The 13,173-nt window shown below is 66.5% G+C and carries 14 protein-coding genes and 1 riboswitch; of the genes, 8 read left to right on the forward strand and 6 right to left on the reverse strand.

Annotation, left to right across the window (positions count from 1 at the left end):
* Positions 1 to 86 precede the first annotated feature (86 nt).
* Positions 87 to 1,403 carry an NCS2 family permease gene (locus FQS62_RS03110; protein WP_005408048.1) on the reverse strand — a complete coding sequence of 439 codons (1,317 nt, stop codon included), beginning with the start codon at positions 1,401 to 1,403 and terminating at the stop codon, positions 87 to 89.
* 163 nt (positions 1,404 to 1,566) lie between these two features.
* Positions 1,567 to 3,231: an energy-dependent translational throttle protein EttA gene (gene ettA, locus FQS62_RS03115; protein WP_005412220.1), complete on the reverse strand. Its 1,665-nt coding sequence runs from the start codon at positions 3,229 to 3,231 to the stop codon at positions 1,567 to 1,569.
* Positions 3,232 to 3,484: 253 nt separating this feature from the next.
* Between ettA and FQS62_RS03120 the strand changes: the two genes are divergently transcribed.
* From FQS62_RS03120 to ribD, 6 genes are all read left to right on the forward strand, one after another.
* Complete coding sequence (locus FQS62_RS03120) at positions 3,485 to 3,958, forward strand: RcnB family protein (protein WP_088480877.1); 474 nt, start codon at positions 3,485 to 3,487, stop codon at positions 3,956 to 3,958.
* Positions 3,959 to 4,142: 184 nt separating this feature from the next.
* Positions 4,143 to 5,396, forward strand: a complete 1,254-nt coding sequence (gene glyA / locus FQS62_RS03125) for a serine hydroxymethyltransferase (RefSeq protein ID WP_099588522.1) — start codon at positions 4,143 to 4,145, stop codon at positions 5,394 to 5,396.
* A 67-nt stretch (positions 5,397 to 5,463) separates the two neighbouring features.
* Complete coding sequence (locus FQS62_RS03130) at positions 5,464 to 5,883, forward strand: hypothetical protein (RefSeq protein ID WP_049444997.1); 420 nt, start codon at positions 5,464 to 5,466, stop codon at positions 5,881 to 5,883.
* A gap of 27 nt (positions 5,884 to 5,910) precedes the next feature.
* On the forward strand, positions 5,911 to 6,360 hold the full coding sequence (locus tag FQS62_RS03135; RefSeq protein ID WP_088480874.1) for a hypothetical protein: 450 nt from the start codon (positions 5,911 to 5,913) through the stop codon (positions 6,358 to 6,360).
* Between the two features lie 148 nt (positions 6,361 to 6,508).
* Positions 6,509 to 7,030 (forward strand): transcriptional regulator NrdR, encoded by a 522-nt coding sequence (nrdR, locus tag FQS62_RS03140; RefSeq protein WP_004143350.1) that lies wholly within the window; start codon positions 6,509 to 6,511, stop codon positions 7,028 to 7,030.
* A 184-nt stretch (positions 7,031 to 7,214) separates the two neighbouring features.
* Positions 7,215 to 8,300, forward strand: coding sequence for a bifunctional diaminohydroxyphosphoribosylaminopyrimidine deaminase/5-amino-6-(5-phosphoribosylamino)uracil reductase RibD (ribD, locus tag FQS62_RS03145; protein ID WP_049445001.1), 1,086 nt, complete (start codon positions 7,215 to 7,217; stop codon positions 8,298 to 8,300).
* A gap of 33 nt (positions 8,301 to 8,333) precedes the next feature.
* Here ribD and FQS62_RS03150 read toward each other — a convergent pair whose 3' ends face one another.
* The 4 genes from FQS62_RS03150 to FQS62_RS03165 all read right to left on the reverse strand — a co-directional run bounded on the left by FQS62_RS03150 (position 8,334) and on the right by FQS62_RS03165 (position 11,036).
* Positions 8,334 to 8,564: a hypothetical protein gene (locus FQS62_RS03150; RefSeq protein ID WP_226053596.1), complete on the reverse strand. Its 231-nt coding sequence runs from the start codon at positions 8,562 to 8,564 to the stop codon at positions 8,334 to 8,336.
* 173 nt (positions 8,565 to 8,737) lie between these two features.
* Positions 8,738 to 9,373, reverse strand: a complete 636-nt coding sequence (locus tag FQS62_RS03155; protein ID WP_208044029.1) for a hypothetical protein — start codon at positions 9,371 to 9,373, stop codon at positions 8,738 to 8,740.
* Position 9,374: 1 nt separating this feature from the next.
* Positions 9,375 to 10,259 carry a hypothetical protein gene (locus FQS62_RS03160; protein WP_088480870.1) on the reverse strand — a complete coding sequence of 295 codons (885 nt, stop codon included), beginning with the start codon at positions 10,257 to 10,259 and terminating at the stop codon, positions 9,375 to 9,377.
* Positions 10,260 to 10,412: 153 nt separating this feature from the next.
* Positions 10,413 to 11,036 carry a hypothetical protein gene (locus FQS62_RS03165; RefSeq protein ID WP_049445008.1) on the reverse strand — a complete coding sequence of 208 codons (624 nt, stop codon included), beginning with the start codon at positions 11,034 to 11,036 and terminating at the stop codon, positions 10,413 to 10,415.
* A 192-nt stretch (positions 11,037 to 11,228) separates the two neighbouring features.
* A riboswitch (FMN riboswitch) is annotated at positions 11,229 to 11,373 on the forward strand.
* A 77-nt stretch (positions 11,374 to 11,450) separates the two neighbouring features.
* Here FQS62_RS03165 and FQS62_RS03170 point away from each other — a divergent pair.
* A complete protein-coding gene (locus FQS62_RS03170) occupies positions 11,451 to 12,053 on the forward strand; it encodes a riboflavin synthase (RefSeq protein WP_088480869.1) in 603 nt (200 codons plus the stop codon).
* Positions 12,050 to 13,150 (forward strand): 3,4-dihydroxy-2-butanone-4-phosphate synthase, encoded by a 1,101-nt coding sequence (ribB, locus tag FQS62_RS03175; protein ID WP_208044030.1) that lies wholly within the window; start codon positions 12,050 to 12,052, stop codon positions 13,148 to 13,150. Before FQS62_RS03170 ends, ribB begins: the two co-directional genes overlap by 4 nt.
* Positions 13,151 to 13,173: the final 23 nt, after the last annotated feature.

Genomic DNA, 13,173 nt, shown 5'->3' on the forward strand with positions numbered 1-13,173 from the left:
GCGCCGTGCGTGGCGGGTGAACCCTGCCGGCCGCGGGCCGAAGCGCGCTCTGGTAGTGCCGGCCGCTGGCCGGCATCGCCTACCGCTTATTCCAACGCATAGCGCAGGGTGAACAGCACCGCCACCAGCCACACCGCCGGATGCACTTCGCGCCAACGCCCGGTACCGGCCTTCAGCGCGGCATACGCAATGAAGCCGAACGCCAGGCCGTTGGCAATCGAGTAGGTGAACGGCATCGCCAGCGCACACAGCGCGGCCGGCACCGATTCGGTCAGGTCGCTCCAGTCCACTTCCACCAGTTCGCGCAGCATCAGGCCGGCCACGAACAGCAGCGCGGGTGCGGTGGCATAGCTGGGCACCATCGCCGCCAGCGGCGAGAACAGCAACGCGGCCAGGAACAGTGCCGACACCACCAGTGCGGTCAGGCCGGTCCGCCCACCCACCTGCACGCCCGAGGCGCTTTCAGCGAAGGCGGTGGTGCTGCTGGTGCCGAGCATCGAGCCGGCCACAATGGCGGTACTGTCGGCCAGCAGCGCGCGGCCGAAACGCTTCTGCGCACCTGGCAGCTTCAGCAGGCCGGCACGACCGACCACGCCGTACAGCGTGCCGGTGGCATCGAAGACTTCCACCAGCACGAACACCAGCACCACCTGCAGCAGTACTGCGATGGGTGCGCCGCCGTCATGGTGCAGCAGGCCCGGCAGGTCCAGCTGCAGGAAGGTGGGTGCCAGGCTCGGCGGCAGCGAGACCAGGCCCTGGTACTGCACATCGCCCAATGCCCAGCCAGCGCCGGTCACCGCCAGGATGCCGATCAGGATCGCACCGCGGATGCGGCGCGCTTCCAGCACCGCGATCAGCAGGAAGCCAGCCAGCGCCAGCAGCGGCGGCGCCGTGTTCAACGGACCCAGCGCCACCAGCGTGTCTTCATTGCCGACGATCACGCCCGACTTCTGCAGCGCGATGATCGCCAGGAACAGGCCGATGCCAGCCACGATGGCCGAGCGTAGCGACGACGGAATGCCCGACACCAGCCACGCGCGTACACCGGTCAGCGACAGCACCAGGAACACCAGGCCGGAGATGAACACCGCACCCAATGCCTGCTGCCACGGCAGTCCGGCGGCACCGACCACGGTGAAGGCGAAGAATGCGTTCAGGCCCATGCCCGGTGCCATGCCGACCGGGAAGTTGGCGGCCAGTGCCATCACCGCCGAACCCAGCGCTGCGGCCAGACAGGTGGCCACGAACACTGCACCCGCATCCATGCCGGTGGTGCCGAGGATCTCGGGGTTCACGAAGACGATGTAGGACATCGTCAGGAAGGTGGTGACACCGGCCAGCAGCTCGGTGCGCACGGTGGTGCCGTGCTGCTGCAGCTGGAACAGGCGCTCGAACAGGGACATGAGGCTTCTCGCGACAATAAGGTGTCACGACCAACGGTCGTGACCTACCCGAATGCAGAACGTGGGTATCGACCGTTGGTCGGTACACTTCAAAGCGTCACCACCAACGGTGGTGACCTACCGAAATGAGAAAGGCCGCGCGAGCGCGGCCTTTCCGGTTGCCTTACTTCAGCGCCTTGAAGCGCAGGCGCTTCGGCGCCGCGTCGTCGCCCATGCGGCGGCGCTTGTCTTCTTCGTACTCGCGGTAGTTGCCCTGGAAGAACTCCACGTGCGAGTCGCCTTCGAACGCCAGGATGTGGGTCGCGATGCGATCCAGGAACCAGCGGTCATGCGAAATGACGAAGGTGTTGCCCGGGAACTCCAGCAGCGCATCTTCCAGCGCACGCAGGGTTTCGATGTCCAGGTCGTTGGACGGTTCGTCGAGCAGCAGCACGTTGCCACCCTGCAGCAGGGTCTTGGCCATGTGCAGGCGGCCACGCTCACCACCGGACAGCGAACCGACCATCTTCTGCTGGTCCTGGCCCTTGAAGTTGAAGCGGCCGATGTAGGCGCGCGACTGGATCTCGATGCCGTTGATGTTGAGGATGTCCAGGCCGCCAGCGATTTCCTGGAAGACGTTGTGGTTGCCTTCCAGCGCGTCGCGGCTCTGGTCCACGTAGGACAGCTTCACGGTCGGGCCGACCACGATCTCGCCGGTATCCGGCTTTTCCTGCCCGGTGATCATCTTGAACAGGGTCGACTTACCGGCACCGTTCGGGCCGATGATGCCGACGATGGCGCCAGCCGGCACCAGGAAGCTCAGGTTGTCGAACAGCAGGCGGTCGCCGAACTTCTTCGACACGTTCTTGAACTCCATCACCGCATTGCCCAGGCGCTCGCCCGGCGGGATGAAGATTTCATTGGTCTCGTTGCGCTTCTGGTAATCGACCGACTGCAGCTCTTCCAGGCGGGCCAGACGGGCCTTGCCCTTGGTACGGCCACCCTTGGCGTTCTGGCGCGACCATTCCAGTTCCTTCTGGATCGCCTTCTGGCGGGCCTTTTCCTGGTTGTCTTCCTGCTTCAGGCGCTCATCCTTCTGGGTCAGCCAGTCGGTGTAGTTGCCCTTCCACGGAATGCCGCGGCCGCGGTCCAGTTCCAGGATCCACTCGGCGGCGTTGTCCAGGAAGTAGCGATCGTGGGTGACCGCCACCACGGTGCCGGTATAGCGCGCCAGGAACTGTTCCAGCCATTCCACCGACTCGGCGTCGAGGTGGTTGGTCGGTTCGTCGAGCAGCAGCATGTCCGGCTTCTGCAGCAGCAGGCGGCACAGCGCCACGCGGCGCTTTTCACCACCGGACAGCTTGCCGACCACGGCATCCCACGGCGGCAGGCGCAGCGCATCGGCGGCCACGTCCAGCTGGTTTTCCAGGGTGTGCGCGTCGCCAGCGGCCAGGATCGCCTCCAGGCGCTCCTGTTCCTTGGCCAGCGCGTCGAAGTCGGCGCCTTCTTCGGCGTAGGCCAGGTACACCGCGTCCAGCGCGGCCTGTGCCTGCAGCACTTCGCCCACGCCTTCCTCGACCGCTTCACGCACGGTCTTGGTCGGGTCCAGTTCCGGTTCCTGCGCCAGGTAGCCGACCTTGATGCCCGGCTGCGGGCGGGCTTCGCCCTCGAAATCGGTGTCCACGCCGGCCATGATCTTCAGCACGGTGGACTTGCCGGCGCCGTTGAGGCCCAGCAGGCCGATCTTCGCGCCCGGGAAGAAGGACAGCGAGATGTCCTTGATGATCTGCCGCTTGGGCGGAACCACCTTGGACACGCGGTTCATGGTGTAGATGTATTGCGAGGACATGCGGTCTCCGTAGGCGCGGCCCTGCGCCCGGTCCGTCACGGGAAGATCCCGTTGCGGCAGCGGGCACAGACTGAAATGGAATACCGCCAATTATAGCCGGAACCGGTTCCGGGCCGCGCCCGGGAAGCGCCGCCGGGCTGGCCGTGGCCTGAATACTGGGTCACAGTCCTGCAACGGGAAGCGTTTCCAGCCGGAAACGGTTCAGATCGGTTGCGCAATATGAGCTCACCACCCACCCGAGCAGAGGTCTGACATGCGCATCAATCGAGTAATGGCCGGCGCCGTGGCCTCTGTGCTGGCGCTGGGCGCCGTGGCCCCGGCCTTCGCCGACAACGACCATCGCCGCGACCACGACCGCCGTGAGTGGCGGGAGGATCGCCGTGAGTGGCGCCAGGACCGCCGCGACTGGGAGCGCGACCGCCGCGAGGCCCGTCGTGACTGGGAACGCGACCGCCGCGACTGGCACCGCGACCATGACCGCTACTACCGCCCGGCACCGCCGCGCGTGGTCTATCGACCGGCCTACGGCCCGGGCTATGGCTGGAAGGTCGGCCACCGCTACCGCGACTACTACCGCGGCCCGATCTACGTGGTGAACGACTACCCGCGCTACAACCTGCGCCGCCCGCCGTACGGGCACCAGTGGATCCGCGATGACCGCGGCAACATGCTGCTGGTCGCCATCGCCACCGGCGTGATCGCCCAGTACGTGCTCAACAACCGCTGAGGCGACAGCCACATCCACGCATGGCGAGGCACCACCGGTACGCCGGGGCAGCGCAGTCGAAACCATACGGGGCCGGATTCCTTCGGGGATGCCGGCCCCGTCTGTTTCGGCCCCAGCGGGCCGGTGCGGGGCTACAATCGGGGGCTGAGCCGTACCCCCTTTTCCCTGCCTGCTGGAGTACCCGATGTTCCCGCGTGACGTCCGCATCGAATCCTACGATCCCGAACTGGCCAAGGCCATCGCCGCTGAAACCCAGCGCCAGGAAGACCACGTCGAGCTGATCGCCAGCGAGAACTACACCAGCCCGGCGGTGATGGAAGCCCAGGGCAGCCAGCTGACCAACAAGTACGCCGAAGGCTACCCGGGCAAGCGCTACTACGGTGGCTGCGAATACGTGGACATCGCCGAGCAGCTGGCGATCGACCGCCTGAAGCAGCTGTTCGGCGCCGACTACGCCAACGTGCAGCCGCACAGCGGTTCGCAGGCCAACCAGGCCGTGTACTTCGCCCTGCTGCAGCCGGGTGACACCATCCTCGGCATGAGCCTGGCCCACGGCGGCCACCTCACCCACGGTGCCAAGGTCAACGCCTCGGGCAAGCTGTTCAACGCCGTGCAGTACGGTGTGAACGACCAGGGCCTGATCGATTACGACGAAGTCGAGCGCCTGGCCCTGGAACACAAGCCGAAGATGGTCGTGGCCGGCTTCTCGGCCTACTCGCAGGTGATCGACTGGGCGCGCTTCCGCGCCATCGCCGACAAGGTCGGTGCCTACCTGTTCGTGGACATGGCGCACGTTGCCGGTCTGGTGGCTGCGGGCGTCTACCCGAGCCCGCTGGAACACGCCCACGTGGTCACCTCCACCACCCACAAGACCCTGCGCGGCCCGCGTGGCGGCATCATCGTCGCCAAGGGCGCCGACGAAGACCTGGTCAAGAAGCTGCAGTCGATCGTGTTCCCGGGCATCCAGGGCGGCCCGCTGATGCACGTCATCGCCGGCAAGGCCGTGGCCTTCAAGGAAGCGCTGGAACCGGGCTTCAAGGCCTACCAGCAGCAGGTGGTGAAGAACGCCCAGGCGATGGCCAACACGCTCATCGCGCGCGGTTACAAGATCGTTTCCGGCGGCACCCAGAACCACCTGATGCTGGTGGACATGATCGGCAAGGACGTATCCGGCAAGGATGCGGAAGCCGCGCTCGGCAAGGCCCACATCACCGTCAACAAGAACTCGGTGCCGAACGACCCGCGTTCGCCGTTCGTCACCTCGGGCCTGCGCCTGGGCACCCCGGCGGTGACCACCCGTGGTTACGTCGAACAGGACTGCGTGGACCTGGCCAACTGGATCGCCGACGTGCTCGACGCGCCGAGCGATGACGCCGTCATCGCCCGCGTGCGCGACGCCGTCAGTGCGCAGTGCCGCAAGTACCCGGTCTACGGCTGATCAGGGAGTGGGGTCGGATCCCTTCCCGCAGGGAAGGGCTCTGACCCCGCCAGCAGGAATGCCGCGCATGGATGAGCGCCACCTCAAGTATCTGTACACCGCGCTGGCGGTGCTGTTTGGCCTGCCCAGCCTGGTGATGGGCGGCGCGGCGGCGACGATGCTGCTGCTGATGGGGCTGGGCCAGTTCGGTCATGGCACGCTGGCCTCGGTGACGGTGATGCCGCTGTGGGGCCTGGCCGGCATTGCCGGCTGCCTGGCCTGGTTGTGGCTCAGCGCGGGTTTTCTGCTGCAGGGGCGTGCCGGGCTGCACGTGCACCGCCTCTGGTGGTGGATGCTGCTGGCGGGCGGTCTCGCCGCCTTGCCCCCGCTGGGGCTGGCGCTGTGGTGGGGCGTCGCCGTGCATGCCGAAGGCATCGGCGTGTTGCTATTGGGCCCGTCGATGCTTGTGCCGGCTGCGATGCTGGTGTGGATCAAATGCCGCGCATGACGTGGCCCAGGGAAGGAGATCGAACGCATGGATGAGCGTCTGCACAAACGCTGGATGGCGATCGCCGGCCTGCTGGTGGGCCTGCCCACCGTGGCGGCAGGCGGCACGGGTGCCGTGCTGGGGTTGATGGTCGTATGGGACGGCAAGTACCTGACGGGCGACGAGCACAGGCTGTTGCTGCTGTGGTCGTCGGCCGGAATCCTGGGCGCGTTGTCCTGGTTGTGGCTGAGCGGCCTGTTCCTGTGGCGCGGTGTCACCGGCCTGCGCCACTCCCCGGTTGTTGCCTGGGTAGGGCTGGGGGTGGGGGCGCTGGCCGCGTTGGGCGTCGTTGCCGCCACGCTGTACTTCACCTTCAAGCACGGGGAAATCTCTACATTGGCCTTCCTCGGCTTTGGCCCGCCGCTGCTGGTGATGGCCGGGCACCTGGCGTGGTTGCGCTGGGCACGCGCGGCCTCGGCGGCGCCGGCACCTGGTTGAACGCGCAGCGCTGACCGCGCTGGAGGCTCTGTTCGGCCGAAATGCAGGCACTTCCGCGCAGACAGCATTTGCTGCGGGGCCCTTTCTCAGGTACCTTTGCGACGCTGCCATGACCGTGGCAATAGGTACTCCCTGAGCCAGGCGTTCCATGCACTGCCCCTTCTGCCAACATGCCGATACCCGGGTCATCGACTCGCGCGTCTCCGAAGACGGCGCGACGATCCGTCGTCGGCGTGAATGCGAAGCCTGCGGCGAACGCTTCAGCACCATGGAAACGGTGGAGTTGAAGCTGCCCGCCATCGTCAAGAGCGATGGCACCCGCGAGGCGTTCGACCAGCGCAAGGTGCGTGCAGGCTTCGACCGCGCGCTGCAGAAGCGTGCCGTGGCCGAAGACAAGATCGAAGCGGCGGTGCGTGCGGTGGTCCACCAGCTGCGCATCAGCGGCGAGCGCGAAGTGCCCTCGATCAAGGTCGGCGAGTTCGTGATGAACGAACTGCGCAAGCTCGACCATGTCGGCTATGTGCGCTTCGCTTCGGTCTATCGCAGCTTCGAGGACGTGGCCGATTTCCGCGAGGAGATCGAGAAGCTTGAACGCGACCTGCCTTCCAGTACCGAACAGCTGCAGCTGCTGGGCGACGTGATTGCCCTGACCAAGAAGAAGAAGGGCTGACCGCCTCTGCCTTGGTGGGTGCCAACCTTGGTTGGCACCGACGGCATGGATCTCCTTCGCTCTGGTGGGTGCCAACCTTGGTTGGCACTGATGGCATGGATCTCCTTTGCTCTGGTGGGTGCCAACCTTGGTTGGCACTGATGGCATGGATCTACACCACCACCGGCAGCGTTACCATGGCCGCATGACCACCCCGTTCTCCGTCCTCGACCACCTGCACATGGCCAACGCGCTGCGCCTGGCCGAGCGCGCTGCCTATACCACCCGCCCGAACCCGATGGTCGGCTGCGTGATCGCCCATGGCGAACGCGTGGTCGGGCAGGGCTGGCACCAGCGCGCCGGTGGACCGCACGCCGAAGTGTTCGCGCTGCGCGAGGCCGGCAGCGAGGCCCGCGGTGCCACTGCTTACGTCACCCTGGAACCCTGCGCGCACTACGGGCGTACGCCGCCCTGCGCGTTGGCGCTGATCGAGGCGGGCGTGTCGCGCGTGGTCGCGGCGATGCGCGATCCGTTCCCGAAAGTCGATGGCGGTGGCTTTGATCTGCTGCGCAATGCCGGCATCGAGGTCGCCGAAGGACTGATGGCGGCGCAGGCGCGTGAGATCAACAAGGGTTTCCTGTCACGCGTGGAGCGCAATCGACCGTGGCTGCGGGTGAAGCTGGCGGCGAGCCTCGATGGCCGCACCGCGATGGCCGATGGCAGCTCCAAGTGGATCACCGGGTCGGCCGCGCGCGAAGACGTGCAGCACTGGCGTGCGCGTGCCGGTGCGATTCTCACCGGCGCCTACACGGTGCTGGCCGACGACCCGATGCTGACCGTGCGCCTGGCCAATACCGAGGTGATGCCACCGCTGCGCGTGGTGCTCGATTCGCGGCTACGTTCGCTCGAATGCAGCCGTGTACGCGAGGGCGGGGCACCGACGCTGTACCTGCACGATGCAGCGGTGAGCGCACCGGACGCGGCCGACGCAGAATTTGCCAGCATTCCCAGCGCAGAGGGGCGGTTGGATCTGGGCGCGGTGCTGGCGCTGCTGGCCGAGCGCGGCATCAACGAAGTGCATACCGAAGCCGGCGCCACCTTGGCCGGTGCGCTGCTGCGCGGCGGCTGGGTGGACGAACTGCTGTTGTACCAGGCCCCCACGTTGCTGGGCGACAACGGACGCCCGTTGCTGGCCGGTCTCGGCATCGACGCCATGGACCAGCAGCGTCGCCTGCGTGTGATCGATCAGCGGCAAGTGGGCGAGGACATCAGGCTGCTGCTGCGCCCGTGAGGCAATGACCCGGCGAAGGCTGTTCCGCCGACATCAGGCGCCTTCTTCGTCGTCTTCGCCGACGGGGCATTGTCCTTTCCATTGCTGCTTCCACAGCACATGCAGGTCGCGGCAGTACGTGCCCAGTGCCTCGCCCGGCAGTTGCCTAGCCTTCAACCGCAGCTGGTGACGGGTGAAACCGTCGTCGTACTCATCCGCCTGCACCAGCACGGCACACTGATCGTGATACTTCAGGAGCGCGTGGCAGTCGTCGTCCTCGCTCATCCACGCATCCAGCTGCCTGTCGCTCAGCTGGCTTGACTCGAAGGCAATCGAAGGGTGCCCCGGTGGAACAGGGCAACAGCATTGACCACGCAGGCCACGCGGGGCCATGCAACGGTTCTGAAAATGCGGATGCAGTCGTCATCCGCGACCGTGAGCCGAGATGCGGCCCAGTGCTACCCGGAATCATCCGGCAGATGCTCGTTCCATTCGAAGAACGGCAGGAAGGCGTCGGCCACCAGCGCGATCAGCGGGCTCGGATCGCGCACGCGCCATGCGCGGTGGCCGCCAGTGCGCTGGAAGATCAGTGTGCCGCTGCGCACGCGATCGGGCGCGTTGTGCATCGCCGTCGTGTAGGCGGCCGCCAGAGGTGGGGACATCTGCGGTGGATGCGGCCCATTGAAGGGAACACGGTGCTGGCGATAGAGTAGAAGCAGGCCTGACAGATCCGGAAGCCGGCAGTGATACGCCACTTCTGCGACGTCGCCGTCATGGCCCTGCGGCCAGCGCACGCCATCGGCCTTGCACTGTGCCGAGGCCTGCCGCTCGCGCAGGGCCTGTGCAGCAGCCGGCCATCCAGCGAGCTCGGGGGCTTCATCCAGTTGGCTTGCAGCCGTCAACGCGGCAACGAAGGCTGGCGCGTCATCCATCTCCAGCTGCGCGGCCAGCGCCTTCTGCGCGAGGGCATCGCCATGCACGATCACCTGTGCATGCAGATCGAACAACTCTGCGGGCGATGCCGCTTCGGCAGCGGCCATTGCACTGCAAGGGGCCAGCAGTGCGGCCAGCCCCAGGTGTTTCAGCGAAACCACCTCAGCTGCACTCGTCGGTCCACATCATCTCGGCGATCGGGCGCAGTGCCTTGCACTCCTGCGTCATCTCATCGGTCGACTTCACCTGTGCTTTGGCCTTCAGTTCCTCGGCCATTGCGTCCACGCCGCTGATCTGGTCGGGTGCGATCTTCGCCACGCAGGCGCGGTGCTGCTGCAGCAGCAGGTCGCAGCCGGGTACGCCGGTCACTTTCGGCGCGTTGGCTGCCTGCGCGTCCTGCATCCAGTCCTCGAACGGTGCCAGCGCACCGGCCACGGTGCCCACCAGGTCATCGAAGTTGCCGCTGTACCAGTAACCGTTGTCCTTGGCCGGGTACAGGGTGAAGGTGCCGCTGACCGGCACGCGCGCGCCACTCTGCAGTGCCTGGGCATAGGCATCGGTGAACTGCTTGCGTGAGGCCGGGCTGGCATCGTCGGCCAGGCTGGCGGCGAACAGCGGGCGGACCTTGCCCAGGTCCGGCAGCTGGCAGCTGTAGGTGATGCGCGCCAGCTTCTGGTCTTCAACGTATTCGTTGTCTTCGATCACGCTCTTGGTCGCGCGGCACTTCGAATCACGCAGCGCCTTGGCATACAGCGCTTCAGTGGCCGCAGCGTCGACCTTGGCGCCGGTGCTGGCCAGTACGGTCTGCCAGGGTTCGGCCAATGCCTTGGCCAGCGCACCCGGGTTGGGGGTCACGGCATCCTGGCCCTCGAACGCCGGCTTCAGTGCGTCGTTGAGCGTGCGCGTGGCGGCTGCGTCGTCTTCCAGCAGCACGCGTGCATACAGGTCGAAGGCCTGCTCGGGCGTCAGTTGGGCCGGTGCAGCGCTGGCAATCAGCGGGGCGCACAGCAGCACGCTGGCCAGAAGGGTACGGGCGGGAGTCTTCATGACGGTGTTTTCCTGTTCCAGAGGCGCGCAAGCCTAGCGCATCTGCCCACACTTTCGATGGCGCGGTGCAGCCAGGTGACGGTGTGCAGTGGACAAAAAAAACGGGCCCCTTGCGGGGCCCGTTCGATCGCACGACGAGGAGCGATCGTTGGATCAGAAGCTGGCGCGGACGCCGGCCGAGTACTGGGTGACATCGCGGTAGCCGGAGATCTCGCCCACCAGACCCCAGGTCTTGGTGAAGTTGATCTGGCCACCCAGGGTGCCGACCCAGGTGCCCTTGAAGTTGTTGCCGCCGTCCATGTAGCCGGTCTTGACCCAGGCTTCGGTCATGCGCGACGGCTTGCCACGCAGGCCCACGGTGACGCGGCCCAGGTTGGTGTGGTCCTTGTTGCGCAGGCGGCCGTAGAAATCGGAGTTGACGGTGATTTCGGCCTGCTGGCGGACCCAGGCGGCGTCAGCGGTGAAGTCGACGCGGTCGGTCCACGGCATGTGGTAGCCGATGCCCAGCTCCGGCTGGTTCAGCTTCAGCTTGTAGGAGCCGTAGTCGTAGTTGTACGACTTGCTGGCGTAGGTCCAGCCACCGAACACATGGACCTGTTCGGACAGGGCGACCGAGCCACGCAGATAGCCGCCGTCGACCTTCGGGTCATCAAGCAGGTCGTCGTTGGTCTTGACCTGCGTCCAGCCGCCTTCGACGTAGGTGTAGCTCAGGGCGTCGGCCGAAGCCGAGAACGGGGCGGCGGCCAGCAGGGCGGCCACGATCAGGATCTTGCGCATGGGAATTCCTGTGAATTTCAGTCCATTGGCGGGCCGGCCCTCCGGGCAGCCCGTGGCGACCTCATGTCGTCCGGTGAGCGATTTTAATGAAAGTTTTACAAAATGCGAGCGACGGCCGTCACAGGCTGCGAGGGGTTGCCGGCCCCGTTCAGCCCAGGCTGGTACACTACGCGGGCCGGTTCGCCGGTATACAAACGTCTTCAGGGCGGGGTGCAATTCCCCACCGGCGGTAGGTGCGCAAGCACAAGCCCGCGAGCGCCCCGGCCCACGGCCGGGGGTCAGCAGATCCGGTCCAATGCCGGAGCCGACGGTATAGTCCGGATGAAAGAAGACGGTGCCACAGGGCCTTTGCGGCCCTGCGCCCGCCTGTTTGCCTTGCGGCGTTTTTCGCTCACTTTTCGCGGAGAACGTTACTTGTTTACTGGAATCATCGAAGGCGTCGGTCGTCTGGCCGCACGCGAATCCATCGGCGGCGATGTCCGCTTCACCTTCAACGTCGGGAATCTGCCGTTCGACAACGTGCAGATGGGCGAGAGCATCGCCATCAACGGCGTCTGCCTTACCGTCATCGCATTCGACGCCGGCAGCTTCCAGGCCGATGCGTCCACCGAGACCCTGGGCCTGACCACGCTGGGCCAGCTGGCCGAAGGTGCGGTCATCAACCTCGAACGTGCCATGCGCCCGACCGACCGCCTCGGCGGCCATCTGGTCAGCGGCCACGTCGACGGCCTCGGCCAGGTCCTGTCGATCCATGAAGATGCGCGTGCCCAGCGCTGGCGTTTCGCCGCGCCGGCCGCCCTGCGCCGTTACATCGCCAAGAAGGGCTCGATCTGCGTGGACGGCGTCAGCCTCACCGTCAACGAAGTGGACGACGAAGGCTTTGAAGTGGCGCTGATCCCGCACACCGTGGCCAATACCGCGTTCTCCGCCACCGGCGTGGGCAGCGCGATCAACCTGGAAATCGATCTGGTCGCTCGTTATGTCGAGCGGTTGTTGGGTGAAGGAGCCCGCGCATGAACTTCGCCCCCATTCCCGACATCCTGGAAGACATCCGCCTCGGCCGCATGGTCGTCATCGTCGATGACGAAGACCGCGAGAACGAAGGCGACCTGATCATGGCCGCCGAGCTGGTCAAGGCCAGCGACATCAACTTCATGGTCACCCATGGCCGTGGCCTGGTGTGCCTGCCGCTGAACCGCACCCGCGCCGCCGATCTCGGCCTGGCGCCGATGGTGCAGGCCAATACCGCGCAGTTCCAGACCAATTTCACGGTCAGCATCGAGGCCGCCGAGGGCGTCACCACCGGCATCTCGGCGCATGACCGCGCGCACACCATCCGTACCGCGGTGAAGCCCAACGCCAAGCCGTCGGACCTGCACCAGCCGGGCCACATCTTCCCGCTGATCGCTCAGCCGGGCGGCGTGCTGACCCGCGCCGGCCACACCGAGGCGGCCGTGGACATGGCCATGCTGGCCGGGCTGGAACCGGCCGGCGTGCTGGTGGAGATCCTGAACCCGGATGGCAGCATGGCGCGCCGCCCGGAACTGGAAGTGTTCGCCCGCGAGCACGGCCTGAAGATGGGCTCCATCGCCGACCTGATCGCCTACCGTCTGGCCACCGAGAAGACCGTCGAGCGCGTCGATGAACGCGACATCGATACCGAATTCGGCCCGTTCAAGCTGGTCACCTATCGCGACCGCATCGCCCACGACGTGCATTTCGCCCTGGTGCGCGGCACCCCGGATGCCGAAACGCCGACCCTGGTGCGCGTGCAGGTGGAAAACCCGCTGGCCGACCTGCTGCACTGGCGCCGCGATGACTTCGGCGTGGCGGCCACCGACGCTCTGCGTGCCATCGATGCCGAGGGCGCTGGTGTGATGGTGGTGCTGTCGGCCCCGCGCGACGGCGAAGCGCTGTTGGCCCGCCTGCGCCAGCAGCCAGCGCCGGTGGTGCCGGGCAAGGACAAGGACGTGGGCCAGTGGCGCCGCAACGGTGCCGGTGCGCAGATCCTGTCCGACCTGGGCCTGGGCAAGCTGCGCGTGCTGGGCACGCCCCGTCGCCAGATCGGCCTGGCCGGCTACGGCCTGGAAGTGGTGGAGACGGTGACCCTGTAACCCCCTTGGTGTGCCGACCAACG

The organism is Stenotrophomonas sp. SBJS02 (assembly GCF_020428325.2).
Lineage (GTDB): Bacteria > Pseudomonadota > Gammaproteobacteria > Xanthomonadales > Xanthomonadaceae > Stenotrophomonas > Stenotrophomonas africana.

What these genes read in the sequence shown, in the direction of transcription:
- glyA (WP_099588522.1), top strand. Translation starts at nt 4,143, where the DNA reads ATGTTCCCGCGTGACGTCCGCATCGAATCCTACGATCCCGAACTGGCC.
- ettA (WP_005412220.1), bottom strand. Translation starts at nt 3,231, where the DNA reads ATGTCCTCGCAATACATCTACACCATGAACCGCGTGTCCAAGGTGGTT.
- FQS62_RS03110 (WP_005408048.1), bottom strand. Translation starts at nt 1,403, where the DNA reads ATGTCCCTGTTCGAGCGCCTGTTCCAGCTGCAGCAGCACGGCACCACC.
- nrdR (WP_004143350.1), top strand. Translation starts at nt 6,509, where the DNA reads ATGCACTGCCCCTTCTGCCAACATGCCGATACCCGGGTCATCGACTCG.
- FQS62_RS03120 (WP_088480877.1), top strand. Translation starts at nt 3,485, where the DNA reads ATGCGCATCAATCGAGTAATGGCCGGCGCCGTGGCCTCTGTGCTGGCG.
- FQS62_RS03165 (WP_049445008.1), bottom strand. Translation starts at nt 11,036, where the DNA reads ATGCGCAAGATCCTGATCGTGGCCGCCCTGCTGGCCGCCGCCCCGTTC.
- ribD (WP_049445001.1), top strand. Translation starts at nt 7,215, where the DNA reads ATGACCACCCCGTTCTCCGTCCTCGACCACCTGCACATGGCCAACGCG.
- FQS62_RS03160 (WP_088480870.1), bottom strand. Translation starts at nt 10,259, where the DNA reads ATGAAGACTCCCGCCCGTACCCTTCTGGCCAGCGTGCTGCTGTGCGCC.
- ribB (WP_208044030.1), top strand. Translation starts at nt 12,050, where the DNA reads ATGAACTTCGCCCCCATTCCCGACATCCTGGAAGACATCCGCCTCGGC.
- FQS62_RS03135 (WP_088480874.1), top strand. Translation starts at nt 5,911, where the DNA reads ATGGATGAGCGTCTGCACAAACGCTGGATGGCGATCGCCGGCCTGCTG.
- FQS62_RS03130 (WP_049444997.1), top strand. Translation starts at nt 5,464, where the DNA reads ATGGATGAGCGCCACCTCAAGTATCTGTACACCGCGCTGGCGGTGCTG.
- FQS62_RS03150 (WP_226053596.1), bottom strand. Translation starts at nt 8,564, where the DNA reads ATGAGCGAGGACGACGACTGCCACGCGCTCCTGAAGTATCACGATCAG.